This window comes from Corallococcus sp. RDP092CA, from assembly GCF_041903675.1.
GTDB lineage: Bacteria > Myxococcota > Myxococcia > Myxococcales > Myxococcaceae > Corallococcus.
The window spans coordinates 282,121-308,738 of the sequence record NZ_JAYESI010000003.1; the positions used below are offsets into that span (position 1 = coordinate 282,121).

Consider the following 26,618-nt stretch of genomic DNA (forward strand, 5'->3'; position numbering starts at 1 on the left):
TCATTCCCCCTTCCCGGTGAGGCCCTTCTCCAGCCGGCCCACCATCAGGTCCATGCGCTGCACGTACGTCTGGCCGGAGCGGAAGTCCGCCCCGCCCGGCAGGATGACGAGCGCGGCGGGGATCTTCGACGCCACGAGCTTCGCGATGTTGTCCGGGTAGTAGTCCTCCTTGAGGACCAGCTTCACCTTGCTGGCCTTGCCCTGCGCCAGCACCTGCGCGACGTGGGACGGGTTCGGCGGGATGCCCGGCTTGGGCTCCAGGAACGCGAGGGTCTTGAAGCCCAGCCAGTCCTGCAGGTACGCCGTCGTGCGGTGGTACGCGATGACGGGCATGTCCTTGAGGCCCGCGAGCCGCTGCTCCCAGCCCGCCTGCGCCGCCTGCAGCTCCTGCGTGAACTTCGCGAGGTTGGCCTTGTAGGTGGCGGCGTTCTTCGCATCCAGCTGCGACATGCGCGCCTCGATGGCGATGGCCACCTTGAGGGCCTGCCGCGGGTCATAGAGGTAGTGCGGGTTGCCGCCGGGGTGCACGTCGCCCTGGCTGCGGTCCACCGGCGTGGTGGGCACCTCCAGGAGGCTCACGGACCGGGACGCGTCCAGGTAGCCCGCGTTGCCCGTCTGGATGCGGTTGTTGCGCGCGCCCAGCTGGAGCGTGGGCAGCCAGCCGATCTCCAGGTCCAGGCCCGCGACGATGAGCAGGTCCGCGCGGTTGAGCGCGAGCGCCAGGTTCGGCTTGGCGTCCACGAAGTGCGGGTCCTGCGTGGGCAGCGCGAGCGCGGTGACCTCCGCCTTGTCCCCGCCCACGGCCTTGGCCAGCGCGGCCAGGTCCGGGAGGGTGGCGACGACCTTCAGGTCCGCGCGAGCGGGAGCGGCGGTGAGGCTGACGACGGCGGCGCACAGGGCCGCGAACAGACGGAGGGGACGCATGGAAGGGCTCCGGAAGCAGGGGTCAGAACGCATGGGCACCGTGGGCGCCGGTCACGACTTCGAGGGCGAGGAAGGCCGAGTAGTCCGGCGACTCGCGCCAGCCCACGCGGTCCGTGGCGGCCTGCAGGCGCAGGCGGGAGAACTCCGTGGGCCAGAACGTCACCGACGCGGTGATGCGCTGGCGGTTCGCGATCCACTCGGGGTCCAGCGGATCCGTCGCGATGCGGCCCTCCTGGGTCTTCGCGGCCGTGCCGAACTCGTAGCGCACGCCCGTGGCCCAGCGGTTGGAGAAGCGCCACACCGTCTGCGCGTAGCCGCCCCAGTCGGACAGCACGTCCTCCGGCACCTGCCTGCGGCGGTAGAGCACCTCCGCCTGGAGCACCAGCTGCTGCGCGCTCTGTGACGTGATGGGCCGGAACTTCAGGTACACGTCCGTGCCGTAGATGCTGGAGTGGTTGCGGTAGCCCGTGGCGTTGGGGCCCGTGGCGGCGGACAGGCCCCACATGAGCGACACGTCATCCGACAGCGGGAAGAACTGCTTCACCGCGCCGGTGAGCTGGAAGTCCAGCGGGGACAGCACGCGTTCGGCGGAGGCGCCGAAGAAGCTGCGCGCGGTGGCCTCGCCCGTCGCGTCGGTGGCGCTGCCAATCACCTCCACGTACCAGGGCAGCGGCGTGAGCCATGAGCCCTCCACGCCCAGGCCGCGGTTGCCCTCCGCGCCGAAGTAGCGGCTCATCACGAAGGGCTGATCCACGAAGTCCCACGCGTGCGGGTGCGTGGCGTTGAGGCGCCCGAAGCGGGTGAGGAACTGGCCCGCGCGCACCTGGAGGTTCGCCGGCAGGTCCAGCGTGGTGACGTAGGCCTCCTCGATTTCGACGCCGAACTGGCTGAAGACGATGTTGCTGTCGAAGCGGAAGTACGGATCCACCACGGAGCCGATGGACAGCTCCAACTGCTGGAGGTTGAAGCCGTTCTTCGTCGGGTCGTGCCCGCCGCCCTGCAGGGGCTCCTTGCTGGAGAAGGCCGCCAGGGCCATGTCCAGGATGAAGCTCAGATGGAGGAAGTCGGTGCCGCCGGCGGCGATGGCGTTGGGCAGCTTGAGCGGCGTCACGCCGGAGTCGTTCGTCGCGGTGGGCGACGCGGGGGACGTGTCGCCGGACGGACGCGCGCGCGTGCTCGTGTCCGAGCCCAGCGCCTTCTCGATCTCCTCCATCTCCTCCGGGCTCAGCGCGGGCGCCTCCTCTTGAGCTTGAGGCGTGGCAGGGGCGGGGGACGCAGCGGGAGGGGGGGACGCGGTGGAGGGAGGGGAGGACTGCTGGGCCCACGCGGCGCTCGCGGACAGCTGCGCGGCGAGCACGACGGCGAGGGCGCGGGGATTCCTGCGCGGAAGGGATGACACGGTGGGGAGCTCCTCGAAACCGGCCGTTCGTGGAGCACACACCTGCGCGCCACGCGACGACCGTCGACCTGATGACCTGCTTCACGGACACGACACGCGGAACTACGCGTGCGTCGGAGGCGAGGCCTTGGGCGCGGTGTCGAGGACGGCGAGCGGCGCGAAGGAGCGCGGCGGCGCGGTGGCGGGGTGGTTGCTCTCCACGCACGCCGGAGCCGGGACGAACGCCCCGGCGACGAGCGCCTCCACCTGCGGGGCGGCCGTGAGCAGCGGGCACGTCTCGTGGTTGAGGCCCGGCGCGTCCGTCCCGCCCGCCGTGGCGGACGCGACGACGGGGGCGCGCTCGGTGAAGCGGGACAGCGCCGGGTTCGCGCGGCGCGCGTCCTCCTCGAACGTCTGGTGCTGCGGGCAGAACCGGTGCGCGTGCTGCTCCAGGTGCAGCGCCAGCCCCAGCGGCTGGGCACCCCAGAGCGCGATGAGCAGCATCGCGGTGAGGCGGGCAAGGCTGTGAGCGCGCGAGAGCATCAGAGGGTCCCGGCTGGCTTACTGTCGGCCCCCGGGAGTGTCAAGGCAGGTGGGGGGCCTCCGTCTCCTGGGGCTCCCGGACACGGACGATGAAGCGATGCGGCGATTCAACGTCGGCGCGCGGACGTCCGCCGCGAGCCTTCCGTCGGAACACGATGACAACGGAACGGTGCTTTCATTCCGGACGTCCCTTCGCACCGCATCGGTTAGGTTGGGTGCGCACCCCGTCACGCCCTTCGCGCCAGGAGCTCCGCCGCCCGTGCCTGCCTCCCGCCCCCGCCGCCGCGCCCCCGCCGCCAAGGTCCCGGCCCCTCGCGCCGTGCGCCCGGACCCCGCCGCCATGGCCCGGGCGGTCCGCGACTTCCTCGCCGCCGCGGGGCTCGACCTCCAGGACGTGAACCTGGTGGACACGCCCACGCGCGTGGCGGACGTGTGGTCCCACGGCTTCCTCGACGGCTACGGCCGCACGCCCGAGGAGGTGCTCGGGAAGACCTACCCCGCGCCCGAGGACTCCTCCGGAGAGCTGGTGGTGGTGACGGACCTGCGCTTCCACGCCATGTGCCCGCACCACCTGCTGCCCTTCACCGGGCGCGCGCACGTGGCCTACGTGCCGGGCTCGCGCGTGGTGGGCTTCGGGCGCATTGGCGCGCTGGTGGACTGCTTCGCGCACCGGCTCATCCTCCAGGAGGACCTGGCGCGGCAGGTGGCTCGCTCGCTCGCTCGTGTGCTGGGCAGCCCCGCCACCGCCTGCATCCTGGAGGCGGAGCAGGCCTGCCTGCGCCTGCGGGCCGACCACCAGCGCGACGCCGTCACCCACGCGGAGGCCTATGAAGGCCGCCTGCGCCGCGACGGCCCCCTGCGTCGCGAGCTGTGGGCCCGCCTGGCGGCACGCCCGGCGACGACGAGGTCCCGCCGATGAACCCCGCCGCCCAGACCTTCGAGCGGGTGGCGCCCGAGCGCGTGGAGGAGGTGCTGGCGGCGCTGGCGGGCGTGCTGGCCCAGGGCCAGGTGAAGCGCGACGCGGACACGCTCGACGCCTACGCGCGCGACGAGTCCGACAGCGGCGCCTACCGGCCCGACGCCGTCCTCCTCCCGGAGACCACCGCGCAGGTGTCCGCCATCTTCAAGGCGTGCCAGGCGCACGGCGTGCCCTTCACCCCCTGTGGCGCGCGCAGCGGCAAGAGCGGTGGCTCGCTGCCCCTGAAGGGCGGCATGGCGGTGAGCCTGGAGCGCATGAACCGGATCCGCTCCATCTCCCGGGAGGACCTCACCGCGGTGGTGGAGCCCGGCGTGGTGACGGGCGACCTGATGAAGGCGGTGGAGGCGCAAGGCCTCTTCTATCCCCCGGACCCGAACTCCTGGGAGTTCTGCACGCTGGGCGGCAACGTGGCGGAGAACGCCGGCGGCCCGCGCGCCCTGAAGTACGGCGTCACGCGCGACTACGTCATCGGGCTGGAGTGGGTGATGCCGGACGGCGAGGTGCTGCGCGTGGGCCGGCGCACCATCAAGGGCGTGGCCGGCTATGACCTGGTGGGGCTGTTCGTCGGCTCCGAGGGCACGCTCGGCGTGGCCACCGAAATCACGGTGCAGCTGATCCCGCTGCCCCGCCAGGTGATGACCGCGCTGGTGGTCTTCCCCTCGGTGCTGGACGCGGCGAGGGGCGTGTCCGCGGTGCTCGCCGCCGGCGTCCTGCCGCGCTGCCTGGAGCTCATCGACGAGGTCGCCGTCCAGGCCATCGTGCACCGGGGCAGCTTCCAGTTCCCTCCCGGCGCGGGCGCCGCCCTCATCGCCGAGGTCGATGGCAACACCCCCGAGGGCGTCTTCGCGGAGCTCCAACTGTTGGGGGACCTCTGTACCCAGCACGGCGCCACGCAGACCCTGGTGGCCCAGGACGACGGCCAGCGCGAGAAGCTGTGGGCCGCGCGGCGCGTGATCTCGCCCGCCCTGCGCGCGCTCAAGCCCGCGAAGATCTCCGAGGACATCGTGGTGCCCCGCTCGAAGATCCCCGAGATCATCGAGCGGCTCAAGCGCATGGGCGAGGAGCTGGGGCTCACCGTGGCCACGTATGGCCACGCGGGCGACGGCAACCTGCACGCCAACATCCTCTACGACGGACCCAGCCAGCGCTCGCTCGTGGAGGAGGCGCTGCGCCGCATGCTCGTGCTCACCGTGGAGCTGGGAGGCACCATCACCGGGGAGCACGGCGTGGGCCACGCGAAGCGGGAATATCTGGCGCTGGAGCAGTCCCCGGCGCTGCTCGCGCTCCAGCGCCGGCTGAAGGCCTTTTTTGATCCATCAGGCCTGCTCAATCCCGAGAAAATCTTCCCCGCGCCCAAGCGTTGAATCCTTCGTGGCCGGAAACGTAGGTGGTGTCCCACCCGTCGCGTCGCGTGCCCGGAGAGGCCCGGAAGGGCGAGCGCGTGACGGGCTTTTGACAAGGGTAAGCGGGCGAAATGCCCTTCTTGGAAGGAATGAGAAACCCTTTCCGTCGTTGCGCGTCCTAGTGACAGGTGGGCGCGGTTCGTCGGGGGACACATCGCGTCCGGCAGTTACGAACGGAAGGACGGGAAATCATGGCCAACTCGACGAAGTACGCGGCAGAGGGCCTTTCGCATTACCTGCGTCACCTGGGCGGGCACCAGCAGCTCACGCGTGAACAGGAGTACGAGCTGGCCCGGCAGGCCCGCAAGGGTGACGAGAGCGCCCGACAGACGCTCGCCAGCTCCAACCTCGCTTTCGTGGTCGCCGTGGCGAAGAAGTTCGCCAACCGGGGGGCCCGCCTGGACGACCTCATCCAGGAAGGCAACGTGGGCCTCATGAAGGCCATCGAGCACTTCGACCCCAAGAAGAACGTGCGCTTCGCCACCTATGCCGTCTGGTGGATCCGGGCCTACATCACCCGCTACCTGAAGGACAACCGCAGCCAGGTGCGCGGCGGCGAGGCCGAGCGCGGCAGCATGGTGGACTTCTCGCTGGACGCCACCATCGACGAGGAGGGCGAGACGACCTTCCTCGACCGGCTGGAGGACGGCGGCCCCTCGCCCCAGGAGTCGTTCCTGTCGCGCGAGCAGGACACGGAGATCCAGGAGGCCCTGGCCAAGGTGCGCAAGCGCATTGGCGACCTGGGCTGGGACATCCTCCAGGAGCGCCTCACGCAGGACAAGCCGCTGACGCTGGAGGAGCTGGGCCAGCGCTGGGGCGTGTCGCGCGAGCGCGTGCGCCAGGTGGAGCTGAAGACGAAGAACTTCCTGGAGCGCTACCTCGTCGCCTTCAACGAGAACGAGGAGCACCCGGCCACGGCGGTCGACGCGGCCTGAAGCACAGGGAGTGTTGCGCCGGTGACGGGGTCTGGCGGGGTGTTCGCACCTTGCCTGCCCCGTCTTCTTTTTTGCCGCGCTGCGTCTTCCGCGTTCGGTTGATGGTGGGCGAGCGTGCGTGCTAAGGCATTTCGATGCGCTTGAAATTGCTTGCCCTTTGGGTGCTTTGGGCCCTCCCGGCACACGCTGCGGATCCCGCGCTGCTCGACCAACTCGACGCGTTGTACGCCAGGCGCAACGAGCCGGAGTCCCTCAAGGCGCTGGACTCGGGCCTGTCAGAGGCGCTGAAGGCCGCGCCGGACGACTTCGACCTGGCGTGGCGCAAGGCGCGCATGCTCCAGTGGCAGGCGGACGGCGCCACGGAGAAGAAGCTCAAGATGGTGCTGGGCAAGCAGACGTGGGAGGCCGGCGACAAGGCCGCGAAGCTCCAGCCCGCGCGCGTGGAGGGCTACTACTTCGCCGCCTGCGGCATCGGCTCCTACTCGCAGGCCGTGGGCATCATGAAGGCCCTGGGCGACGGCCTGGAGGGCAAGTTCAACGAGCGCCTGGACACCGCGCTGAAGCTCGACCCTACGTACGAGCTCGGCGGTCCCTGGCTGGTGAAGGGGCGATATTTCTATGAGCTGCCCTGGCCGAAGCGCGACCTGGGCAAGTCCGCGGAGTTTTACCAGAAGGCCATCGCCAAGTTTCCGCAGTCGCTGCGCGCGCACTACTACCTGGCCGAGACGCTGCTGAAGGACGGCAAGGCGAAGGAGGCGAGCGCCGCCATCGAGAAGGTCAAGCAGGGAAGCACCGCTTACAACCCCGCGGAGGGGCAGCGCGTGCAGCAGTGGGCCAAGAAGGTGGATGCCGACATCCAGGAGGAGCTCAAGTGAGGGCAGAGAGTCAGGTCACGACGGCTTCCGCGGCGGGCGGGACGCAGGAGCAGAACCTCGTCCAGTTGCTCGTTCAGCGGGCCCAGAACGCCTCCAAGGTGGGCGTCACCCACAAGAAGGACGGGCGCTGGCAGGACGTCACCTATGCGCAGGTGCTGGAGGACGTGAAGGCGCTGTCCGCGGGCCTCATCGCCCAGGGCATCCAGCCCGGCGACCGGGTGGGCATCTTCGCCAACACCAGCCTCCAGTGGATCATCGCGGACCTGGCCATCAGCGCGGCCCAGGCCATCACGGTGCCCATCTATGGCTCCAACACACCGGATGAGTGTCGCTACATCCTGAACCACTCGGAGACGAAGCTGCTGCTCGTCGACAACGACGAGAAGGACACCAAGCAGGCGGGCCGCCTCACGCGCGTGCGCTCCAAGCTGGGGGACATCCCCTCGCTCCAGAAGATCGCCGTCTTCGAGGGCCCCGTCTCGGGCGACAAGGAGATGACGCTCGCGGACCTGGTGGCGTCCGGGAAGGGGCAGCCGTATGCCGCCGAGTCCGCGTTCGCCGAGCGCGTGGCGCAGGTGAAGCTGGATGACACCAACCTGCTCATCTACACCTCCGGCACCACGGGCGACCCCAAGGGCGTCATCCTCACCCACGGCAACTGGGCCTACGAAGCGAAGGCCACCCAGTCCATGGGCATGATGAAGCCGGAAGACTCGGTCATGCTCTTCCTGCCCCTGGCGCACGTGTTCGCGCAGGTGGTGAAGGCCGCGTGGCTGTCCATGGGCTTCCGCCTCATCATCGCGGAGTCGGTGGACAAGCTGCTGGCGAACCTGGCGGAGACGCGCCCCACGGTGCTGCCGTCCGTGCCGCGCGTGTTCGAGAAGGTCTACAACAACGTCGTGGCCAACGGCTCGGCGGCGCCCGGCATGAAGGGCAAGCTGTTCAAGTGGGCCTTCGGCCTCTTCGACGAGTACGCCGAGGCCAAGGGTCAGGGCCGCGAGTACGGCTCGCTCCAGTTCAGCCTGGCCAAGAAGCTCGTGTTCTCCAAGGTGCGCAAGACGCTGGACGAGAAGCTCGGCGGCAACATGCGCATCTTCATCTCCGGCGGCGCGCCGCTGTCCCGGAAGATCGCCTACTTCTTCGACCTGCTCGACCTGAAGGTGCTGGAGGGCTACGGCCTCACGGAGACGAGCGCCCCGTGCAACGCCAACCGGGTGGAGAAGATCAAGATCGGCACCGTGGGACCGCCGGTGCCCGGCACGGAGATCAAGATCGCCGCGGACGGGGAGATCCTGGTGCGCGGCCCCTGCGTGATGAAGGGCTACTACAAGAACCCCGCCGCCACCGCGGAGGTGCTGGACGCGGACGGCTGGTTCCACACCGGTGACATCGGCGAGGTGGACTCGGACAACTACCTGCGCATCACCGACCGCAAGAAGGACATCATCGTCACCGCGGGCGGCAAGAACGTGGCGCCGCAGAACATCGAGAACACGCTCAAGACGTACCCGCTCATCAGCCAGCCCATGGTGTACGGCGACAAGCGCCCGTTCCTGGTGGCGCTGATCACCGTGTCCGAGGAGCCGGCGCGCAAGCTCCTGGAGGAGAAGGGCCTCCCGGTGGGCAGCTACGAGCAGAACGCCCAGCGGCCGGAGATCCGGGCGGCCGTCGACGAGATCGTCAAGAAGGTGAACTCCGAGATTCCCCCGTACTCCACCATCAAGAAGTTCGAGGTGATGAAGGCGGACTTCACGCAGGAGTCCGGCGAGCTCACGCCCACCCTCAAGGTGAAGCGCAAGGTCGTCAGCCAGAAGTACATCAAGCTCATCGACGCCATGTACGAGGGCGGGAAGAGCGGAGACTGACCTCCCGCCGCCGGGGCTCCCCGGGACCTGGAGGTCTCGGGGGGCACGGCCCAACGCCCGACGCCCGTCCATGGCCGCTTCGGAGCGGTCACGGTACGGGCGTCACGGGAAACGTCTCGAGCTGTCTGCTGTCCGCCGGGGCGGGGCCTTCCCGGGCCCGCCCGGAGGAAGTCAGGCGTTGTGGCTGGGCGACTTGGCGGCGACGTCCTTGTCCACGGGGGTGGACGCGGACAGCGTGCCGGGCCTCTTCTCGCCGGCGTCGTCCTTCTCGTCGCCGGAGAAGCCGCGCTTGAAGTTGCGGAGCGCGCTGCCCAGGGACGAGCCGAGCTGCGGCAGCCGCGAGCCGCCGAACAGCAGCAGCAGCGCCGCGAAAATCAGGAGAATCTCAGGAAGCTTCAATCCCATGGCTTCACTCCTCACGAAATGCGCGGGGGAGCATACCGGTGGGAGGTGGGGCGCGCTAGCAACTCCAGCGGACAGGGCTCACGCCTGCCAGCCCGCTGGATGCCCGAGTTCCTCTGGCAGCGATAAGGGCAACGTCAGGTAGAGGGTGGTGCCGCCCGCGTCCGCCCGGGCGCCCACCTGGCCCCCGTGGGCCTCCACCTCCTGCCGCGCCAGGAAGACGCGCAGCGGATCCTCCAGCTTGCGCTCGCGGAAGGCGCGCGCCTCGCACTGGAAGACGGCGTGGATGTCCTCTTCTGGAACGGCCGCGCCCTCGCGGCGCACCTCCACCCGCACCTGGTGCCCCAGGCGCTCGGCGCGCACGTGCAGGGACTCGCCCGGCTGCGCGCGCCCCAGCAGGTGGTGCAGGAAGGCCTCCACCGCGTGCTGGATGCGGCCCGCGTCCACGCGCACGTCGGGCAGCTCCGCGGGCGTGTCCAGCACCAGGTCCACGTTGGCGGCGGCGGCGGCGGTGCGCATGCGCTCCACCGCGGCGTCCAGGATGGGCAGGAGCGGCTGTCGCTCGCGCTCACAGGCCAGCGCGCCCAGGTTCGCGCGGCTGGAGTCGAAGAAGTCCTGGGCGAAGGAGATGGCCCGGTCCGCGTTGCGCAGGATGGTCTCCACGTAGCGCTGCACCTTGGGCTCCAGCGGGATGCGGCCGTTGAGCAGCAGCGCCGCGTACGAGCGGATGTTGGCCAGTGAGCCGCGCAGGTCGTGCGACGCGAGCGACAGGTAGCGCACGCGGTCTGCCACGCGCTCGCCCGCCGCCGGATCCAGCGGGCCATCCGGGTGGGTGCTCCAGGGCACGGGCAGCGCCCACACCAGCCGCCCGCCGTCCTCCAGGGGCTCCTCGCCCACCAGCAGGGTGCGGTCCTCGCGCTCCCAGAGGTTGCGCTCGCCGTTCTTGCGCTGGAAGCCCGCGGCGGCCATCAGCCCGTCGATGCCCGTCACGCCCGGGGCGGGAGGCAGGGCCTCCAACCCCAGGTAGTCCAGGAGCAGGGGGCCGAGCAGGCGCGGCGTCCCCTGGCGGGGCATCAGCGCGAGCCCCGGCGCGGCTTCGTTGCCTCCTCGCGTCTCCCCCGAGCGCGTCACTCGCACCTCCCCTGGTCGTCCCTCGAATCACCGGAAGGGTGTGCAGTGACTGTCGGTTTTGCAACGGGCTCCCACGCTGGCCGGACGCCCCTTGATTTCTTGCACCCGGGGGGCCAGTGATGGTGAAGAATCAGCCCAGGTAGCGGCATCGAGGAGACACCTCTGACCTCGCTCAACGCACAGCATGCTGGCGCACCCGTGGTGCTCGTCGTGGACGATGATCCCGACATCCTCGAGGCGCTCTCGGAGATCCTCGAGGCCGAGGGCTTCGAGATCCGCCGGGCGCGCAACGGCAAGGAGGCCCTGGAGCGCCTGGAGCCGGAGCCTCCCGACCTCATCCTGCTGGACCTGATGATGCCGGTGATGGACGGCTGGGAGTTCGCCCAGCGCATGCGCCAGAAGCCGGACGTGGCGGGCATCCCGCTCATCGTCCTCAGCGCGGACCGCAACGTCGGCAGCAAGGCGAAGGACATCGGCGCGGTGGGCCACCTGGCCAAGCCCTTCGAGCTCAACGACCTGCTGTCGATGGTGCGACAGTCCCTCAGCCCCGCGGTGGACACGTCGCGCGTCTGAGGACGCCGCGCGGAGCCGCGCTTGACCCGACGGTGGGGCGCCACTACGGTCCACGCGGGCTTGATTCACCAATCAACGCTGCTCAAATAAGGAGCGAGTCATGGCGACCGCGAAGGACATCATCGAGACGCAGATTCCGGGCAAGCTGCAGGAGAAGCCGGAGCTGGCGAAGGAGATCAACGCCATCATCCACTTCGACGTCTCCGGCGAGGGTGGCGGCAAGTGGACGCTGGACACCACCAAGCCCGAAGGCTGGGTGTCCGAGGGACACAACGGCGCGTCGAAGATGACGGTCTCCGTCAGCAACGACGACTTCGTGAAGATCCGCGAGGGCAAGCTGAACCCGCAGATGGCCGCCATGTCGGGCAAGCTCAAGTTCAAGCCGATGGACATGGGCCTCGCCATGAAGCTGGCGAAGCTGCTGAGCTGAGCCTCTCCGTATCGTGTCGTACCGACGGCGCGTCACCCTCGAGGGGACGCGCCGTCTGCGTGTCTCCACCTCCCCCTGGAGCCCCCTCTCATGTCCGAGCCGTCTTCCCCCCTCGCCGGCCTGCGGGTGCTGGACCTGTCGCGCCTGCTGCCCGGCCCGTACGCGACCCTGGTGCTGGCGGACCTGGGCGCCACCGTGGACACCGTGGAGGACCCGGACGTGGGGGACGCCACCCGCCACATGCCGCCGCACCGCGACGGGGAGGGCGCGCTCTACTACGGGCTGCACCGCAACAAGCGCTCGCTCACGCTGAACCTCAAGTCGCCGGAAGGGCGTGACGCGCTCCTGCGCCTGGTGACCCGCTACGACGTGCTGGTGGAGAGCTTCCGCCCCGGCGTCATGGACAAGCTGGGCCTGGGCGAGGCGGTGCTGCGCCAGAAGAACCCGCGGCTCATCTACTGCGCCATCTCCGGCTATGGCCAGACGGGGCCGGACCGGCTCAAGGCGGGGCACGACCTCAACTACGTGGCCCGCGCGGGGCTCCTGGGCTACGGCGGAGACGCTGGCGGCGCGCCCGCGTTCCCGGGCGTGCAGGTGGCGGACATCGGCGGGGGCAGCCTCTTCGCGCTGGTGGGCATCCTGGCCGCGCTGCACGAGCGCGAGCGCACCGGCGTGGGCCGCGTGGTGGACGTGTCCATGACGGACGGCGCGCTGGCGTTCCTCCACCTGCACCTGGCCTCGCGCCTGTTCATGGGGCCCCACGGCTCGCCGCTCCAGCGCGGGATGGAGGCGCTCAACGGCGGCTATCCCAGCTACGGGCTGTACCGCACCGCGGACGACCGCTGGCTCGCCGTGGGCGCGCTGGAGCCCAAGTTCTTCGGCGCGCTCTGCGCGAAGCTGGGCCGCCCGGAGCTGCTCGACGACGCGTATGCGGGCGGCGCGGCCAGCGCTCGCGTGAAGGCGGAGCTCGCCCGCATCTTCGCGGGCCAGCCGCTGGCGCACTGGCGCGAGCAGCTCTCCGGCGCGGAGTTCTGCGTGGAGCCGGTGTCCGAGGGCGACGAGGTGCTCGCGGATCCGCAGCTGCGCGCGCGCGGCCTCTTCGTCGAGGCGGAGGATGCGCAACGCGGCATCCGCGTGACGCACCTGCTCACGCCGCTGCGCATGGGTGACGTCGCACTGCGTCCACCGCCCACGCTGGGACAAGACTCGCGCGTCATCCTCGAAGACGCGGGTTTCACCGCTGAGGAAATCTCGCGCCTGATTGCATGAATGACGCGTGAAACGAACCCGTGAGGACGGGTTCGTGAGCGGAGCCAAAGTGACCCGTTGCTGGTTGACAGCTCCGGCGTCACAGTTAGTCTTTCCTGTTTTCTGACTGGGAAATCGACTTTCAAGCCCTGGGAAGGAAGGTCCCCCGTGCCCGACGCACAGGAACTCGAGTCATATATCCGGCGGAAGTTCTCGGAAAACGTGGGTCTCACGGAGTCGGAGTTATTCTCCGAGGACCTCACGCTCGCGGCGTTGATCACGCGCTCCGAGCGCATGACCAACAGCGTCGACTTGATGGAAGCCTTTGCCCGCACCTCCAACGGGCTGCGCAAGGACTTTGGGCTCAGGGTTCGGCTCCCGGCGCTGTCCCTGGACACGCCGGTGTCCAAGGTCCTGGCGGTGTTCATGGGCGAAGTCACCAACCCGGAGCGGAAGTCGGCATGAGCGTCCTGGCGCGAAGCCTCGAGCACGAAGCAGGCACCGTCGTCCCCTCGCAGGACCTCCCCCGCGAGGGCCGCCCGGCCATCCAGGCGGAGCTGTACGAGGCCCTCACGCAGCGGGGCCAGTCGTTGGTGGACGTCACCTGGGAGCAGCAGCGGCTGCACGAGTCCCGGCGCTGGAGCGTGGTGGAGCTGCTCTCCCACGTGGACTTCGCGCACGTGGGGGAAGCCGACCGGCACCTGGTGTGGAACGCGGGGCGGGCGGAGCTGACGACGAAGCCGGGCGCGGACCGGCTGGAGCGGCTGGCGGACCAGGAGTGCCGCCGGTGGCAGGAGAAGAACCCCACGGTCGCGGCCATCATGCAGGCGTGCGGCACGTGGAGCCGCTACTGGAACGAGGAGGAGGCGCACCACGAGACGGCGTTCAACCGCCTGTCCACGGTGCTGGGGCTGGAGCCCATCACCGACGCGACCTTCATCGAGTTCCGCAAGGTGTTCCCCGACGACGACATGCTGCGCACGCTCACGCTGCTGTCCATCTCCGAGGTGGTGGCGGCCGTGGACTACGGCCAGTGCTCGCAGATGGTCCAGGACCCGGGCCTGCGCGCGCTGTTCAAGCAGGTGGCGGCGGACGAGGTGCAGCACATGAACTACTTCATCTCCTTCGCCAAGGCGCTGGTGGACAGCGGCGCGTACAAGGCCAAGGAGGCGTTCGCGGTGGCGCACCTGTTCCTTCGCGAAGGCGGCGAGGTGCACGGCAGCAAGCGCGAGCGGGTGGAGACGCGCGACACCCACGTCAACTGGTGGGATCAGCTGGAGCACCGCGAGGGCCTCTACGCCCCGGACGCGCTGCGCAAGAAGGAGCAGCTCATCTTCCACGCGCTCAAGCGCATCACTGGCATCACGGTGAACTCGCGCGAGGAGCTGGAGGACACCTGGATGGACCTCGTCGGGTGCTGATGGGCCTGGGCCACGACCTCCAGGCCATCTCGGAGCTGGAGGCCGCGCGGTCCCTGCGGGAGCCGGACGTCTTCTTCACCGCCGCGGAGCTCGCCCACTTCGAGCGCGCGGCCAACCCAGCGCAGAGCCTGGCGGCGGGCTTCAGCGCGAAGGAGGCTCTCTTCAAGGCGCTGCCCGAGCTCGCCGGCTGGTTCTGGACGGACGCCGAGCTCGTTCACGACGCCCGGCACGCGCCGCGCTTCCGGTTTCATGGCCTGCTCGCGGAGCACCTGGCTCGCGAGGGCCTGCAGGTCTCGGTATCGCTGTCGCATAGCGGAGGGTTCGTCTCGACGGTGGTCCTCGTGACGCGCGCTCCGTCCCCCTGAAGTCGCTGGCCTCTCCCGGCAGCCGAAGGACATCCCCCGTGCACTTCGAAGAGTCGTCGCTCACGCTGCGCGTGCGCCCCAATGACCTGGACAGCCTGGGGCACGTGAACAACGCCACCTCGCTGGAGTACCTGGAGGCCGGCCGTTGGGCCTGGCTGGAGCGGCAGGGGCTGACGCGCGGGGGGGCGGTGGTGGCCGTGGTGTCGCGCGTGGAGGTGGACTACCGCCGGGAGATCCCCCCGGGCGACGTGGTGGTGCACACGGAGCTGGAGTCGCCCGCGGCGGACGAGCTGGAGCCGGACGGCATCAACTACCGCGCGCGGTTTCGTCAGCGCGTGCTCCTCTTCCCGGGCGGGCCGGTCGCGGTGGAGGCGCTGGTGAGCGTGGCCTTCCTGGACGCGCGGTCCCGGTCGCTCGCGTCGCTGCAGCAGTTCCTGGACGCCGCGCGCGCGCCGGTGGCCCCCGTCGAGGAGCCGCTGCCGTGAGCACGAACGCGAAGCCGGAGTTCACGTCCCAGGAGCTGTGGGTGCCCACGTCCCAGGAGCACGCCCTGCACGTCGTGGAGGCGCGCCTGTCCGGGACGCCGGACTCGGCGCCCGGGGTGCTCTTCGTGCCGGGGCTGTTCTCCGACGGCCGCTTCTTCCTGGGCGCGCAGGGCGAGGGGGCCGCGCGCACGTTCGTGGACGCGGGCTGCGTGGCGTACGTCGCCTCCCTGCGCGGGCACGGGAAGAGCCGCTGGCCCGCGAAGCGCGCGTACGACTGGAGCTTCGACACGTACGTGCGCCACGACATCCCGGACCTGGTGCGGGCCGTGCGCGCGCGTCACGCCGGGCCGCTGTTCCTCCTGGCCCACAGCATGGCGGGCTACGCGGCGCTGGCGGCGCTGGGGGTGGACCCGTCGCTCCAGGCGTCGCTGTCCGGCGTGTGCACGTTGTCCTCGGCGGTGAACGACTACAGCGACGGTGGGTTCAAGAAGCGCTTCCAGCTGCGCTTCTCGTCCGCTGTGGCGGGGATGTTGGGCCGCTTCCCGGCGAAGGCGCTGAAGCAGGGGCCCTGGGACGAGCCCGCGGGCGTGATGCGGCAGTTCACGGACTGGGCGCCCACGGGCTCGTTCCGGAGCGCGGACGGCGCGACGGACTACTGGAGCGCGCTGCGTGACGTGACGCTGCCGGTGTTCGCGGGCGTGGGCTCCGCGGACCTGTTCCATGCGTCACCGCAGCGCGCGCAGAAGCTGGTGGCCCACCTGGGCAGCGCCCACAAGGACCTGTTCGTCCTGGGGCGCGCGCAGGGGCTGAGCTGGGACGCGGGCCACTTCGACGTGGTGCGCGGAGAGCGCGCCCGCGCGGAGGTGCTGCCCCGCGTGCTCGCGTGGATGCGCCAGGTGGCGCCCGCGCACTGAACGACCCGGAGGAGGGGAGGTTTTTCGCATGCTCGACATCATCCAGCGGCTGGAGTCGGCGGATCCGCGGCGCGGCCTGTTTCTCTACGACGACTTCGTCGGTCCGCCGGAGTTCGTGCCCTACCGGGAGTTCGCCTCCCGGGTGGCCGGGGCGGCGGAGCACTTCCGCGCGCGCGGCGTGGCACCGGGAACGCGTGTGGTGCTGCCCTTCGAGACCTCCTCGGCCGTCATCTTCGCCTTCCTGGGGCTGATGGAGCTGGGCGCGGTGCCCCTGTCCGTGAAGCCGTACATCCTGAGCACGCCGAAGGGGCCCTACCGGGACTTCCTCGCGCGGATCCGCGAGCGCTACAGCGCCGCACTCATCCTGGACGCGCCTGGCCTGGCGGGGCTGGAGCTGCCCCTGGAGCGGCTGCCGTTGCCGCCCGCGGGCGCGAAGCGCTCCGGGGTGAAGCTGCGTGAGGTGGCGCCCGGGGAGCTGGCGTTCGTGCAGTTCTCGTCGGGGTCCACGTCGTTCCCCAAGGGCGTGCCCATCACGCAGGAGAACCTGGCCGCCAACCTGCGGATGATCATCCGGCACGACGGCCGCACGGCCGAGGACCGGGTGACGAGCTGGCTGCCGCTCTACCACGACATGGGGCTCATCGGCGGGCTGCTCACCTGCGTCACGGTGGGCAATGACCTGCTGCTGTCCCAGCCCGCGTCGTTCCTGATGGACCCCCTGGGCTGGCTGGAGCTCATCTCCACCGAGAAGGTGATGGGCTCCGTCATCCCGAACTTCGCCATCGACTACGCGCTGAAGTCGCTCAAGTCGGCGGACGCGGACGACCTGAAGCGGCTGGACCTGTCGCGCGTGCGGAGCATCTACCTGGGCAGCGAGCCCATCAACATCCCCAACCTGGAGCAGTTCCTGGACCTCCTCGCGCCGTGCGGCCTCCGGCGCGACGTGTTCATGCCCTGCTACGGCATGGCGGAGACGGTGCTGATGGTCGCGAGCGTGCCGCCGCGCCAGACGGTGCGCGTCATCACCGCGCCCAACGGACAGCCGGCCATCTCCGTGGGGCGCCCGTTGACGGAGTTCGAGGTGCGGCTGCGCGCGGAGGACGGCCAGCTTTGTGGCGAAGGCGAGCTGGGAGAAATCGAGCTGCGCGGCGGCAGCCTGGCGCCGTCGTACTTCCTGGACGACCGGCCCCTGCGCGGTGAAGACGGCTTCTACGCCACGGGCGACCTGGGCTTCCAGAAGGAGGGCGAGCTCTTCATCACCGGGCGGATCAACGACCGCATCAAGGTGAACGGCCAGAGCTTCTTCTCCGCGGACTTCGAGCAGGCCGTGGAGCGGCTGGGCTTCATCCGCCCGGGCCGCACCGCCGTCATCCAGGTGAAGGGCCGCCTCGTGGTGCTGGCGGAGGTGAACCACCCGTCCGCGCTGGAGCGCCTGGAGGACAGCCGCAAGCAGGTGTGCCGGTCGGTGCTGGAGTCGGTGGGGGTGACGCTCGCGCAAGAAGACGTCCTCTTCATCCGCTACGGCCAGCTCCAGAAGACGAGCAGCGGCAAGCTCCAGCGCCGTGCCATCACCGAGGCCTACGAGCAGGGTCGCATCCGCACCGTGACGCCCATGGAGCTGCGCGCGGACCTGCTGCAGATGCGCGCGCAGCGGCTCGTGCTGGGCTCGGTGATGGTCGCGCGGCAGCGGGGCCGCCGGTGGGTGGCCTCCGGGAAGGCGGCGCTCTCCGCGGGACTCCTGAAGCTCAGGCCGGGAGGCCAGCGCCGGGACGGGCCCTGAGCCTCGGGGTCAACGGGTCTTCGCGGAAGCCCACAGGTCCCAGCCGCGCGCCGCATGGCACGCATCGCCCACCAGGTCCAGGGCGAGCTGGGGCTGCTTCCGGGACAGCGCCTCCGTGTCGCGGAGCGCGCCCGTGGCCTCCAGCCGGAGCGTGGCGCGCTCCAGCGCGGCCTGCGCCTCCGCCACCGCGCGGGCCTGCGCGGGCGTGGGCTTCCAGCCCGCCTCGTCACGGTAGCGCCCCAGCGCCTCCAGGAGGTGGCCGTAGAACTTCACCATCTGCACCAGCACCGGGACGCGGAACGCGGGCGCGGCGGTGAGCGCGGCCTCGTACTGGCGCGACTCCGAACCCAGCCGGTACACCAGCACGTCCACCTGCGCGTCCAGCCGCGCGCCCCACGCCTTGCGCACGGCGGGGAAGCGCGCCCAGCCCGCGACGGCCTGGAAGAAGTGGAGCCCGCCACACGGGTGCGCGTAGATGCCCTGCTTGTTCTTGGGCACCTGCGGCAGGCCCGCCCTCATGCCCTGCATCAGCTCCGCGTTCGCGGACTCCAGCGTGGCGAGCGCCGCGTCCATCACCGCGTCGATGCGCACCGTCTCCCCCGCGCCGTTGACGAACGAGCCCCCGGGCTCCAGCACGTGCGACAGCGCGTCCAGCGCCCACGCGCCATCCGGTGACGTGGCGAGCCCGGGGCGGAAGTCGTGCTGGAGCGACGCCACCAGCTCCCGGAGCGTCACCTTTCCCCACGCGGCGGGGAAGGCGTGCGAGCGCGGGTAGCCCGCGAGCAGGAACGTCTTCACCTGGAGCGCCGGGTGGGGCTCCACGGGCGTGCCGTCCGGGGTGAAGGCGTCGAAGAAGTAGCGGGCCGTGCCGCCCGCGTCGGGGGACTCGCGGCGCAGGAACCCCGCGACGATGGCGTCCGCTGCCGGGCGGCCATCCCTCGCGCGGAAGGCCTTCCCGTCCAGGTCCATGCTGTGCGCGAGCGCCCAGGGACGGGCGGGGTCCGCCCCGTGCGTGCGGCACTGCGCGTGGAGCAGCGCGGACGCGGAAGGGGCAGCGGGAGAGGGTGGGGGAGCGGCGCTCAGGCCAAGCCCGAGCAGGGCCACGAAGGAAGGGAGCATGGGCGCGGGCAGTGTCGCAGCCCGCGCCCCTCCACGCACCTGCCGTGCCTCTTCAGCGCGGCGGGGCGCTGGCCTTCATGCGGGCGATCATCCGCTCGATGATGCCGAACAGCGCCTCGCGGTCATCCTCGGGGAGCAGGCCCATCAGGCGGCGGATGCCGGCGTCCGTCATCAGCTGGATGAGGTGGTAGACCTCACAGCCCCGCTCGGTGAGCTTCGCGGTGACGGCGCGGCGGTCCTCCGCGTCCCGACCGCGCGCCACCATGCCCATGTCCTCCAGGCGGTCCACCACGCCGGTGATGGTCTTCTTGGTGATGCCGATGCGCTGGGCCAGCACCCCGACCTGGATGGGGCCGTCCATGCCCAGCCACCCCAGCGCGTGCACCTGCGTCGGGGTCAGCCGCATGTCATCGCAGAGGCTGGCCAGCGGATCCCTCAGGGAGCGGAAGCGGGCCAGCTCCCGGATGAGCCCCATGAAGCGGCGCGAGTCCGGCGTGGACTGGTCCCCTTCCTGGAGCAGGCGCTCCATCGCGGCCTTCGCGTCGGCGGCCTCGTCCTTCCCCTCGGAGCGCTCTTCGAGCTCCGAGGGAGACGTGATGGAGGTGGGGCGGCGCATCAGGCTGTCTCCACCCGGGCCGCCGCGGCGGCGGCCTCCCGCTCGCGGTCCTGATTGACGGGACCATGCGCCGCGCCGGAGCCACCCGCGAAGCCGGCGTCGCTGCCCTTGTTGCGCTTGAAGCGCGCGGCCAGCTGATCCAGCAGCGAGTACACCACCGGCACCACGCCCAGCGTCAGGAACGTGGAGGTGATGAGGCCGCCGATGATGGTGATGGCCATGGGCGCGCGCGTCTCCGCGCCGTCGCCCTTCGCCAGCGCCACCGGGATCATGCCGGCGATCATCGCGATGGTCGTCATGAGGATCGGGCGCAGGCGGACAGGGGCGGCCTCCAGGAGCGCCTCGTGCGCCGTGCGTCCCTTCTCACGGACCTGCAGCGTGAAGTCCACCAGGAGGATGCCGTTCTTCACCACCAGGCCCATGAGCATGATGACCCCGATGAGGGCGAACATGGACATGTACTGGCCGGTGATGAGCAGGCCGCCAATGGCCCCGATGAAGGCGAAGGGCAGGGACAGCATGATCGTGAACGGGTGGATGAGGCTCTCGAACTGCGCCGCGAGGATCATGTAGATGAGGATGATACCCAGGAGCAGCGCGGTGCCGAACGCGGCCACCGACTTGCCCAGCTCCTTCGCGTTGCCTTCCAGCTCGCCCACGACGCTCTTGGGCAGCTCCGTGGAGGCGTAGCTCTGCATGTAGGAGATGGCGTCGGAGAGCGCGTAGCCCTCCTTCAGGTTCGCCAGCATGGTGATCTGCCGCCGCTGCGACTGACGGTCGATCTGCACCGGGCCCTCGGCGGGGACGATGCGGCCCAGGTTGCGCAGCTCCACCAGCTGCCCGGTGGGGGCGCGCACGGCCAGCTGGCCGAGCGCGTCCGCGGAGGCCAGCGTCTCCGGCGGCAGGCGCAGCTTCACCTCATACGTCTCGCCGCCCTCGCGGTAGTCCAGCACCTTGTCCTGGCCCAGGTAGGCGCGCAGCGTGGCGCCCAGGGACGCGGCCGGCACGCCCAGCGTGGCCGCGCGGTCGCGGTCCACCTGCACGTCGTACTGCGGCTTGCCGGAGCGGTACGTCATGTCCACGTCGGTGAGGCCCGGGTTCTTGAGCATCGCCTGGCGCATCTTCTCCGCGGACTCGGTCAGCTCCTTCCAGTTGTCGCCGCGCAGGTTGAACTGCACCTGCTGCGAGCGCGAGCCGGCGCCCGACACCGCGGCCACGTCCTGCACCGCCACCGTGACGCCCGCGGGCGGCTTGATGGCCTGGCGCAGGTAGGCCTTGAGCTCGCTCTGCTTGAAGGCGCGGTCCTTCACCGGCTTCAGGTTGATGAGCACCTCGCCCTTGTGGACCTCCTCCTGCACGCCGCCACCGGCGGTGGTGAACGTGGAGTCGATGCCCGGCAGGGCGCGCACCTGGGCCGCGAAGGTGTCCAGCTGCGACTGGGTCTGCTGGATGGTGGACCCGATGGGCAGCTCCACCGTCAGCTTGATGTTGCCGTTGTCCTGCTCCGGGATGAACGTGAACTTGAGGAAGCGGGCCAGGCCGAAGGTCGCGAAGAGCACCACCACCGCGACGATCATCGTGAGGGCGCGGTGGCGGAGGATGCCACCCAGGATCTTCCGGTAGCCGCTCTCCATGCCCACCAGCACCTTCTCCACGGCCGCGGAGATGCCCGTCGGGTGCCCGTGCTCACGCAGCAGGCGCGAGGACAGCATCGGCGTGAGCGTCATGGACACCACGTAGGAGATGAGCGTGGCCACCGCCACCGTGACGCCGAACTGGTAGAAGAACTTGCCGATCATGCCGTCCATGAAGGCCACCGGGATGAACACCGCCACGATGGCCAGCGTCACCGCGAGCACCGCGAGGGCAATCTGGCCGGCGCCCTCCAGCGCGGCCTGCATGGGCGAGGCGCCCTCTTCCATGTGACGGACGATGTTCTCGATGACCACGATGGCGTCGTCGATGAGCAGACCGATGGACAGGGTCAGCGCCAGCATCGTGATCATGTTGAAGGTGAAGCCCAGCGCCGCCATCACCGCGAACGTGCCGATGACGGACACCGGCAGCGCGATGGCCGCCACGATGGTGGAGCGCAGGTTTCGCAGGAACACCAGCACGATGAGGACCGCGAGCACGCCGCCCAGGATGAGGTCCTCCTGCACGGCGTGGATGGACGAGCGGATGAACCGCGCGTTGTCCGTCACCGTCTCTACCTTGATGCCCGCGGGCAGCGTCTTGTTGATGTCCGCGAGCGACTCCTGCACCAGGTCCGCCACCTGCACCGTGTTGGAGCCGGACTGCTTGCGCACCACCAGCGCCACCGCGCTGCGATCGCCGCTCTTCGCGCCCGAGCGCTGCTCGGCGGGGCCGTCCACCACCTCCGCGACGTCGCGCACGCGCACCGGCGCGCCGGCCGTGCTGGTGATGATGATGTTGCGGATGTCCTCCACGCTCTTCGCCTCGGAGGTCAGGCGCACCACGCGCTCACGGCCGCTGTCCATGCTGCGGCCGCCGGGGACGTCCAGGCTCTGGGCCTTGAGCGCCTGGCTGACGTCGCTGATGGCCAGGCCGAAGCCGCGCAGCCGCTGCGGGTCCACCACGAGCTGGATCTCCCGCTCACGGCCACCGACGATGTCGATGCTGCCCACGCCCGGGTTGCGCTGGAGCGCCGGCTTCACGACGTCGTCCGCGACGCGCGTCAGCTCCTCCACCGGCAGGGGGCCCGCGAGCGCCAGCGTGATGATGGGGGCGGCGCCGATGTCGAACTTCTCGACGACGGGCGTCTCCACCTCATCCGGCAGCTTGCTCAGCGTGGCCTGGACGCGGTCGCGCACGTCCTGCGCCGCGATGTCCACCTTGGTGGACAGCTTGAACTGCACGACGATCTGCGAAACGCTCTCCAGGTTGATGGACTTGAGCACGTCCACGCCGTTGAGCGTGTTGAGCGCCTCCTCCAGCGGGTCGGAGACGTTCTTCTCCATCGTCTCCGGGTCCGCGCCCGGGAGGACGGTCGTCACGGTGACGACGGGGAAGTCGACGTCGGGGAACTGATCCACGCCGATCTTCGGATAGGCGAACAGGCCGAACACCACCACCGCCAGCATCAGCATGGCGGTGAAGATGGGCCGTGAAATGAAGGTCTTGAGCATTCAGATACCCAGGGAAGAAGAGGGGAGGAGGGGGCGCTACTGCGCGACGCGCACGGCGGTCCCGTCCTTGACGTCCAGCGAGGCGTCGGCGAGCACGCGCTCCTCCGCCGTCAGGCCCTGCAGCACCTTCACGTAGCCCGGCAGCACGCGCTGCACGCGCACGTCGCGCTTGCGCACGGTGCCGTCCTGCACCACCCACACGAAGCCGTCCTGGCCCCGGGCGCTGACCGCCTGCGCCGGCAGGAACAGGCCGTTGCCCGCGTCGCCCGCGGCCTTGGAGAAGTCCATCTCCACCAGCGCGCCGGGGCGCAGCGGGTGCTCCGTCGTGCCCGTCACGTCCGCGAGCACCTCCACCGTGCGGCTCTGCGCGTCGATGACGGCGCCCACGTTGGTCACCTTCGCCTCGAAGCGCATGCCGCTGGGGTTCACCGTGCCCGGCGTCACGATGCCCGGCGTCACGTTGTCGATGACGGACTCCGGCACCATCATCCGGACCTCCAGCCCGTCCGTGTCCACGATGCTGAACACCGGGGTGGAGGGCGTCATCGCCACGGAGTCACCCACGTTCTTGTTGCGCGCGGTGATGATGCCGTTGAAGGGCGCCACGATGGAGTGGTCCCGCAGGTTCTCCACCGCCAGCCGGTAGGCCGCGCTGGCCTGGGCCGCCTGGGCCGCGGCCTGCTTCTGGGCGATCTCCGCCTGCTCCAGCGCGTTGGCCGCGACGCCGCCGGACTCGGCCACCTTGCGCGTGCGCTCCAGGTTGCTGGTGGCCAGCTGCAGCGCGGCGTCCGCCATGTCCTTGGCCGCCTTCGCCTGGTCCACCGCGATGGCCACGTTGGACGTGTCCAGCTGCGCCAGCACGTCGCCCTTCTTCACCTTGTCGCCCACCCGGACGTTCACCTTCGCCAGGGTGCCGGTGGCCTGGGGACCCAGCACCGCCTCCTGCTTGGAGCGGACCTGGCCCGTGACCCGCGTCACGTTCTGCTCCAGCTCCGTGGCCGGGGTGATGGCCTTGACGCCCAGCGCGTTGGAACCCTCCGCCTGCGTCGGAAGCTGCGCCTTCTCCGCGCCCGCCTTCGAGCACCCCGCCGTCGACACCGCCACGGCCACCACGGCAGCCAAGATTCGCTGATTCACGCGTCCGAACTCCTGCCGGTTCGCCGGCGGGACACCCGCCCTGGCACCTGCTCCGGCTAATTCTTTGTGGGCTAGAAATTACCGACACTCGATTATCTGTCAAGAGGATACTCCGGAGTGCGGACTATCCACTCTCCAGTCATCCCGCGGGGTTGGCCGCTCGCTGTGCAGGGCTTCAGACTTCTTCACAACCCCTTCACTGCGCGCTGCGTCACCGGAAAGGGCGGGTGCCGGGCGGGGTGTGGGGACGCGGCGCGTCGCTTGTGGCTGACGGCGGGCGCCTGTTATTGACTCGCGAATCAACCCACAGCGGGACAACCCCCGAGGACTCGCGATGCTCAACCCGTTCACCGAGGAGCACGAGGCGTTTCGCAGGTCGGTGCGCGCCTTCGTGGAGAAGGAGATGGCGCCCTACGGCCTGGAGTGGGACCGGGCGGGCATCTTCCCGCGCGAGCTGTTCAAGAAGTGCGGCGAGCTGGGCTTCCTGGGCATCAACCACGACCCGAAGTTCGGCGGCAGCGGCCTGGACTACTGGTACGTGACGGCGTTCGCGGAGGAGCTGTCGCGCAGCCGCAACGCGGGCGTGAACATGGCGCTCCTGGTGCAGAGCCAGATGGCCACGCCCATCATCAACGAAATCGGCACGGACGAGCAGAAGCGCGAGTTCCTGGAGCCCGCGCTCAAGGGCGACCGCATCGCGGCGCTGGGCGTGAGCGAGCCGGGGTGCGGCTCCGACGTGGCGAGCATCAAGACGACGGCGCGCCGGGACGGCGACGACTACGTCATCAACGGCTCCAAGATGTGGATCACCAACGGCACGCGCGCGGACTTCATCACGCTGGCGGTGCGCACGGGGGAGCAGGGCTACGGCGGCATCTCGCTGGTGACGTTCCCCACGGACGTGAAGGGGTTTGGCGTCTCCAAGAAGCTGGACAAGGTGGGCAACCTGTCCTCGGACACGGCCATCCTCTACTTCGAGGACTGCCGCATCCCCGCGCGCTACGTGCTGGGCGAGGAGAACCAGGGCTTCTACCACATCATGACCAACTTCCAGGGCGAGCGCCTGGTGGGGGCCATCACCACGGTGGGGGGCATGGACCGGATGCTGGAGGACGCCATCCAGTACGGCAACGAGCGCGAGGCGTTCGGCCGGCCGCTGATCAAGTTCCAGGTGTGGCGCCACAAGTTCGTGGAGCACCTGGCGGCGGTGGAGGCGGCGCGGCGGCTCACGTACTTCGCGGTGGACCTCTACGACCGGAAGCAGGACCCGGTGAAGGAGATCTCCATGGCGAAGCTCTTCGCCGGAGACCTGGCCCAGCGCGTGGCCTACGACTGCCAGCAGTTCTTCGGCGGCATGGGCTACATCGAGGAGACGCCCATCGCGCGGATGTGGCGCGACGTGCGGCTCATCACCATCGGCGGCGGCACCTCCGAGGTGATGAAGGAGATCATCTCCAAGCTGTACGGCTTCTAGCTACTTGCGGCCGAAGAGGGCCTCGGCGGCGCTGAGCAGCGCGTCGCGCGAGGCCTTCTCGTGCAGGCCGCCTTCACCCAGCTGGAAGAGCTCGCAGAAGTTGGCCTCGTCCTTGTCGCGGGGCACCTCCGCGAAGGGCTCCTTGCAGGCCTTGGCCACGGACTCGTCGAAGTGCCGGCAGTTGCGGCACGAGCGCAGGTCCTCCTCGCAGCCGGGACACGTGTCGCGCCGGCCCACCTGGTTGGCGATGATGTCGAGCGTGCGTCCGCAGTGCGCGCAGCCGGGCATGGCGGTCCTCCCGTCAGACGGTAACGGGGCGGCATCCTGCCAGAGTCCCGCCTAACGCTGGACGCTGGGCGCGAGCGCCGGGGTGGGCAGGGAGGAGGCCTCCTGGGGCCGGCGCAGCTCGCCGGTGGCGTCCAGGAGCTGATCGTCCAGCCGCTTGAGCAGGAAGAGGACGTAGGAGGACAGGGCGGACAGGACGGCGGCCATGATGCCCAGCAGCATGCCGCGCTGCCAGCGGTGGGCCTGCTCCATCACCCCGCGGCGCTCCTTGAAGGTCTTCAACTGGGCGTCCACAGAGGTGCCGTCCAGCTTCTGGGCGAAGTCCGAGGCCTGGGCGCTGCCCCGGGCCATCAGCCAGCGCCCCTCGGCCTGGAGGGCCTCGGAGCGGGCGTAGCAGAACGCGGCCCCACCCGCGCAGAACAGGGAGATGCACAAGGCCGCTGTCACGCTCCGGGTGCCCATGCCACCAACCCTCCGGAATTCCGTTGGCGCGGCCGACGACAGGCCGCGACTGCTCCGGCTTTCCGAAGACAGTAGCGGATGCTAGGGACGGCTTCTGACATGGGCAAGCCCTACCGTCCTAAAGACCACTATTTCCAGAAAGCCAAGCAAGAGGGCCTGCGGGCGCGGTCCGCGTTCAAGGTCGATGAGATCCTCAAGCGCTTTCCAGGCTCCGTGAAGAAGGGCGCGGCGGTGCTGGACCTGGGCGCCGCGCCGGGCGGGTTCCTCCAGATCCTGGCGGACGCGGTGGGGATGAACGGGCGCGTCGTCGGCGTGGACATCGTGGCCATCCGGCCGTTCTCCCAGAAGTGGGTGGCGACGGCGGTGCTGGACGTGCTCGCGGACGACTTCGACGCGAAGCTGGCGGCGCTGTACGACGGCCCCTACGACGCGGTCATCTCCGACATGGCGCCCAAGACGTCCGGCATCAAGAGCACGGACGAGGCGCGCAGCCTGCGGCTCGCGGGCAAGGCGCTGGAGGTGGCCGCCACGCGCGGCCGGCCCGGCGGCACGTTCGTGGCCAAGGTCTTCATGGGCGGCGACTTCGAGGCCTTCCGTGACGAGGTGCGCCAGCACTTCGAGGAGGTGAAGATCGTCCGCCCGGAGGCCACGCGCGGCGCCAGCATGGAGGTCTACGTGGTGGGGCTGCGGCGCAGGGCCCCGGCGCCGTCGCCCCCCTGAAACGG

Annotated in this window: 27 protein-coding genes; 16 read left to right on the forward strand and 11 right to left on the reverse strand. The window is 70.0% G+C overall.

Annotated elements, in window-relative coordinates:
• The 3 genes from U8525_RS05480 to U8525_RS05490 form a co-directional block, all read right to left on the reverse strand.
• Complete coding sequence (locus tag U8525_RS05480) at positions 1–924, reverse strand: metal ABC transporter substrate-binding protein (RefSeq protein WP_374261973.1); 924 nt, start codon at positions 922–924, stop codon at positions 1–3.
• 22 nt (positions 925–946) lie between these two features.
• On the reverse strand, positions 947–2,323 hold the full coding sequence (locus tag U8525_RS05485; RefSeq protein ID WP_374261975.1) for a zinc-regulated TonB-dependent outer membrane receptor: 1,377 nt from the start codon (positions 2,321–2,323) through the stop codon (positions 947–949).
• 102 nt (positions 2,324–2,425) lie between these two features.
• Positions 2,426–2,845, reverse strand: coding sequence for a hypothetical protein (locus U8525_RS05490; protein WP_374261977.1), 420 nt, complete (start codon positions 2,843–2,845; stop codon positions 2,426–2,428).
• Positions 2,846–3,185: 340 nt separating this feature from the next.
• Between U8525_RS05490 and folE the strand changes: the two genes are divergently transcribed.
• From folE to U8525_RS05515, 5 genes are all read left to right on the forward strand, one after another.
• Complete coding sequence (folE, locus tag U8525_RS05495) at positions 3,186–3,764, forward strand: GTP cyclohydrolase I (protein ID WP_374262303.1); 579 nt, start codon at positions 3,186–3,188, stop codon at positions 3,762–3,764.
• Positions 3,761–5,188: an FAD-binding oxidoreductase gene (locus U8525_RS05500; RefSeq protein ID WP_374261979.1), complete on the forward strand. Its 1,428-nt coding sequence runs from the start codon at positions 3,761–3,763 to the stop codon at positions 5,186–5,188. Before folE ends, U8525_RS05500 begins: the two co-directional genes overlap by 4 nt.
• A 230-nt stretch (positions 5,189–5,418) precedes the next feature.
• Positions 5,419–6,162 (forward strand): RNA polymerase sigma factor RpoD/SigA, encoded by a 744-nt coding sequence (locus tag U8525_RS05505; protein WP_374261981.1) that lies wholly within the window; start codon positions 5,419–5,421, stop codon positions 6,160–6,162.
• A gap of 134 nt (positions 6,163–6,296) precedes the next feature.
• On the forward strand, positions 6,297–7,037 hold the full coding sequence (locus U8525_RS05510; RefSeq protein WP_374261983.1) for a tetratricopeptide repeat protein: 741 nt from the start codon (positions 6,297–6,299) through the stop codon (positions 7,035–7,037).
• Positions 7,034–8,902, forward strand: coding sequence for a long-chain fatty acid--CoA ligase (locus U8525_RS05515; RefSeq protein ID WP_374261986.1), 1,869 nt, complete (start codon positions 7,034–7,036; stop codon positions 8,900–8,902). The genes U8525_RS05510 and U8525_RS05515 overlap by 4 nt, the downstream gene beginning before the upstream one ends.
• A 171-nt stretch (positions 8,903–9,073) precedes the next feature.
• Here the strand turns inward: U8525_RS05515 and U8525_RS05520 are convergent, their stop codons facing one another.
• Positions 9,074–9,307: a twin-arginine translocase TatA/TatE family subunit gene (locus U8525_RS05520; protein WP_374261989.1), complete on the reverse strand. Its 234-nt coding sequence runs from the start codon at positions 9,305–9,307 to the stop codon at positions 9,074–9,076.
• Between the two features lie 78 nt (positions 9,308–9,385).
• Positions 9,386–10,435 carry a sensor histidine kinase gene (locus tag U8525_RS05525; protein ID WP_374261992.1) on the reverse strand — a complete coding sequence of 350 codons (1,050 nt, stop codon included), beginning with the start codon at positions 10,433–10,435 and terminating at the stop codon, positions 9,386–9,388.
• A gap of 198 nt (positions 10,436–10,633) precedes the next feature.
• Between U8525_RS05525 and U8525_RS05530 the strand changes: the two genes are divergently transcribed.
• The 9 genes from U8525_RS05530 to U8525_RS05570 all read left to right on the forward strand — a co-directional run bounded on the left by U8525_RS05530 (position 10,634) and on the right by U8525_RS05570 (position 17,651).
• Positions 10,634–11,008, forward strand: coding sequence for a response regulator (locus tag U8525_RS05530; protein ID WP_374261995.1), 375 nt, complete (start codon positions 10,634–10,636; stop codon positions 11,006–11,008).
• Positions 11,009–11,108: 100 nt separating this feature from the next.
• The gene (locus U8525_RS05535) at positions 11,109–11,438 is read left to right on the forward strand and encodes an SCP2 sterol-binding domain-containing protein (protein WP_374261998.1); all 330 of its coding nucleotides are present in this window, start codon (positions 11,109–11,111) and stop codon (positions 11,436–11,438) included.
• 90 nt (positions 11,439–11,528) lie between these two features.
• Positions 11,529–12,707, forward strand: coding sequence for a CaiB/BaiF CoA transferase family protein (locus U8525_RS05540; protein WP_374262001.1), 1,179 nt, complete (start codon positions 11,529–11,531; stop codon positions 12,705–12,707).
• A gap of 147 nt (positions 12,708–12,854) precedes the next feature.
• On the forward strand, positions 12,855–13,151 hold the full coding sequence (locus U8525_RS05545; protein WP_374262004.1) for a hypothetical protein: 297 nt from the start codon (positions 12,855–12,857) through the stop codon (positions 13,149–13,151).
• Entirely contained in the window at positions 13,148–14,107 is a 960-nt protein-coding gene (locus U8525_RS05550) for a ferritin-like domain-containing protein (RefSeq protein WP_374262007.1), read from the forward strand. Before U8525_RS05545 ends, U8525_RS05550 begins: the two co-directional genes overlap by 4 nt.
• A complete protein-coding gene (locus U8525_RS05555) occupies positions 14,107–14,472 on the forward strand; it encodes a holo-ACP synthase (protein ID WP_374262306.1) in 366 nt (121 codons plus the stop codon). Before U8525_RS05550 ends, U8525_RS05555 begins: the two co-directional genes overlap by 1 nt.
• 38 nt (positions 14,473–14,510) lie before the next feature.
• Positions 14,511–14,957, forward strand: a complete 447-nt coding sequence (locus U8525_RS05560; protein ID WP_374262009.1) for an acyl-CoA thioesterase — start codon at positions 14,511–14,513, stop codon at positions 14,955–14,957.
• Complete coding sequence (locus U8525_RS05565; RefSeq protein ID WP_374262012.1) at positions 14,954–15,871, forward strand: alpha/beta fold hydrolase; 918 nt, start codon at positions 14,954–14,956, stop codon at positions 15,869–15,871. Before U8525_RS05560 ends, U8525_RS05565 begins: the two co-directional genes overlap by 4 nt.
• A gap of 28 nt (positions 15,872–15,899) precedes the next feature.
• Complete coding sequence (locus U8525_RS05570; protein WP_374262016.1) at positions 15,900–17,651, forward strand: AMP-binding protein; 1,752 nt, start codon at positions 15,900–15,902, stop codon at positions 17,649–17,651.
• Between the two features lie 9 nt (positions 17,652–17,660).
• Here U8525_RS05570 and U8525_RS05575 read toward each other — a convergent pair whose 3' ends face one another.
• The 4 genes from U8525_RS05575 to U8525_RS05590 are packed head-to-tail and all read right to left on the reverse strand — an operon-like array spanning position 17,661 to position 23,672.
• A complete protein-coding gene (locus U8525_RS05575) occupies positions 17,661–18,770 on the reverse strand; it encodes a hypothetical protein (RefSeq protein ID WP_374262019.1) in 1,110 nt (369 codons plus the stop codon).
• A 52-nt stretch (positions 18,771–18,822) separates the two neighbouring features.
• Positions 18,823–19,386: a MarR family winged helix-turn-helix transcriptional regulator gene (locus tag U8525_RS05580; RefSeq protein ID WP_374262022.1), complete on the reverse strand. Its 564-nt coding sequence runs from the start codon at positions 19,384–19,386 to the stop codon at positions 18,823–18,825.
• On the reverse strand, positions 19,386–22,535 hold the full coding sequence (locus U8525_RS05585) for an efflux RND transporter permease subunit (protein ID WP_374262024.1): 3,150 nt from the start codon (positions 22,533–22,535) through the stop codon (positions 19,386–19,388). The genes U8525_RS05580 and U8525_RS05585 overlap by 1 nt, the downstream gene beginning before the upstream one ends.
• Before the next feature lie 36 nt (positions 22,536–22,571).
• Complete coding sequence (locus U8525_RS05590) at positions 22,572–23,672, reverse strand: efflux RND transporter periplasmic adaptor subunit (protein WP_374262027.1); 1,101 nt, start codon at positions 23,670–23,672, stop codon at positions 22,572–22,574.
• Positions 23,673–24,006: 334 nt separating this feature from the next.
• Between U8525_RS05590 and U8525_RS05595 the strand changes: the two genes are divergently transcribed.
• Positions 24,007–25,146, forward strand: coding sequence for an acyl-CoA dehydrogenase family protein (locus U8525_RS05595; protein ID WP_374262030.1), 1,140 nt, complete (start codon positions 24,007–24,009; stop codon positions 25,144–25,146).
• Here U8525_RS05595 and U8525_RS05600 read toward each other — a convergent pair whose 3' ends face one another.
• Positions 25,147–25,434 (reverse strand): hypothetical protein, encoded by a 288-nt coding sequence (locus U8525_RS05600; RefSeq protein ID WP_374262033.1) that lies wholly within the window; start codon positions 25,432–25,434, stop codon positions 25,147–25,149.
• A 51-nt stretch (positions 25,435–25,485) separates the two neighbouring features.
• Positions 25,486–25,893 (reverse strand): hypothetical protein, encoded by a 408-nt coding sequence (locus U8525_RS05605; protein ID WP_374262036.1) that lies wholly within the window; start codon positions 25,891–25,893, stop codon positions 25,486–25,488.
• A gap of 78 nt (positions 25,894–25,971) precedes the next feature.
• Here U8525_RS05605 and U8525_RS05610 point away from each other — a divergent pair, with 78 nt between their 5' ends.
• Positions 25,972–26,613: an SAM-dependent methyltransferase gene (locus U8525_RS05610; protein ID WP_374262039.1), complete on the forward strand. Its 642-nt coding sequence runs from the start codon at positions 25,972–25,974 to the stop codon at positions 26,611–26,613.
• Positions 26,614–26,618: the final 5 nt, after the last annotated feature.